At 60.7% G+C, this 1,127-nt stretch carries 3 protein-coding genes; all 3 read right to left on the minus strand.

Features of this window, described 5'->3' with window-relative positions; translation table 11 throughout:
* Positions 1–68: 68 nt before the first annotated feature.
* The 3 genes from WBR68_RS30975 to WBR68_RS30985 all read right to left on the minus strand — a co-directional run bounded on the left by WBR68_RS30975 (position 69) and on the right by WBR68_RS30985 (position 963).
* A complete protein-coding gene (locus WBR68_RS30975) occupies positions 69–218 on the minus strand; it encodes a hypothetical protein (protein WP_164741215.1) in 150 nt (49 codons plus the stop codon).
* Between the two features lie 72 nt (positions 219–290).
* Entirely contained in the window at positions 291–713 is a 423-nt protein-coding gene (locus tag WBR68_RS30980; protein WP_050448729.1) for a hypothetical protein, read from the minus strand.
* 19 nt (positions 714–732) lie between these two features.
* Positions 733–963: a hypothetical protein gene (locus WBR68_RS30985; protein WP_120156641.1), complete on the minus strand. Its 231-nt coding sequence runs from the start codon at positions 961–963 to the stop codon at positions 733–735.
* Positions 964–1,127: the final 164 nt, after the last annotated feature.

A 1,127-nucleotide genomic window follows, 5' to 3' on the forward strand; every position in this document is an offset into this window, starting at 1 on the left:
GCGTGAATGGCGGCGAGTTCTTTGGAGTCGATCTTCATGGTGTGTGCTCTTGCTTCGATTTATCGGAATTAGTGCAGCTGTGCAGTGACCGGCGCGTCCTGCATCGCGGCGATGAGGGTGGCAAGGTCGCGCACCGTCATCGCCGGAAGGCGGTAGGAAAGGCCCAGCACGTGGGCGCGGCGCATGTCGTTCGCCAATCTGATAAAGTCGTGGTTCATCACGGTTCTCCTTCGAAGGGTGGGTCGAGGTGCAAGCCCCTGTCGGTTGCCGCCGATCAGGGGTTTTTTCGTTTAATAGCCAAGCCATTCCAGCAGCACGTGGCCGCGATACAGCGGGTGATTGCCGCAGTCGGCAAAGAACTCTTGAGCGTTCAATTGATGCCTACCGATTTCTTCCATGACCTGGATGCGCGTCACCACGGCTTCGTCCGCCGACTCCCTATCGCGCAGGCCCCGGGCCGAAACCGGCCCGAGATCGAATAGGTCCGCGAGCAGTTCAATCATGTCGGGCCTGTGGCCTTGCCATGCGACCAACTCGTTTTCGATGGCGACGGCCAAGACCGGCGCGGTGTCATAGCCTTTTGCCGCGAGCGCTTGAGCGAAGTCGGCAGCGCTGCGTTCGGTGAAGTCGATGCCGCGCGCGGCAAGATCATCCTTGGAAAGCTCGCACTGGACGCAAGCCAGGTGGGTGTACAGAACGACGTCGCAAGACATGGCGGATTTCCTTGTTTGACTAGACTTCGGTTGAACCGATCCAGGACGTTCCCAGGAACGCATCGCAGCCGATCACGGCCGATTCAGGTTGCACAGCGCAAAGCCCCTCATGTGTCCAGCCGTGTGCCGGTGCCTGCTGGACGTGCAGGGTCGACCCATCCAGGCCGCGCAGGAGCAAAGGCTGGTGGCGCAGTGCGGTCAGAATGTCCGGCTCGCCTTCCATCTGGTCCGTTACGTACTTGATAAGCATCTGGGTTCCCCTCTCAGCCGTGATGCGGGCAAGGATTGCCAGAACCATCGTTGCAACCCGAACACGCTGCCATCACTACGGACTCTTCTGCTGCGTCCCAGCCGTCCACCCATGCGCTTGCCAGTTCGGCAACATCGGCCAGCAACGGCGGTACGTCGTCGGCG

This window comes from Achromobacter sp. JD-1 (assembly GCF_038594925.1).
Lineage (GTDB): Bacteria > Pseudomonadota > Gammaproteobacteria > Burkholderiales > Burkholderiaceae_B > Achromobacter > Achromobacter spanius_C.

Coding starts and splice junctions, on each gene's coding strand:
- WBR68_RS30985 (WP_120156641.1), bottom strand. CDS start 963: ATGCTTATCAAGTACGTAACGGACCAGATGGAAGGCGAGCCGGACATT.
- WBR68_RS30980 (WP_050448729.1), bottom strand. CDS start 713: ATGTCTTGCGACGTCGTTCTGTACACCCACCTGGCTTGCGTCCAGTGC.
- WBR68_RS30975 (WP_164741215.1), bottom strand. CDS start 218: ATGAACCACGACTTTATCAGATTGGCGAACGACATGCGCCGCGCCCAC.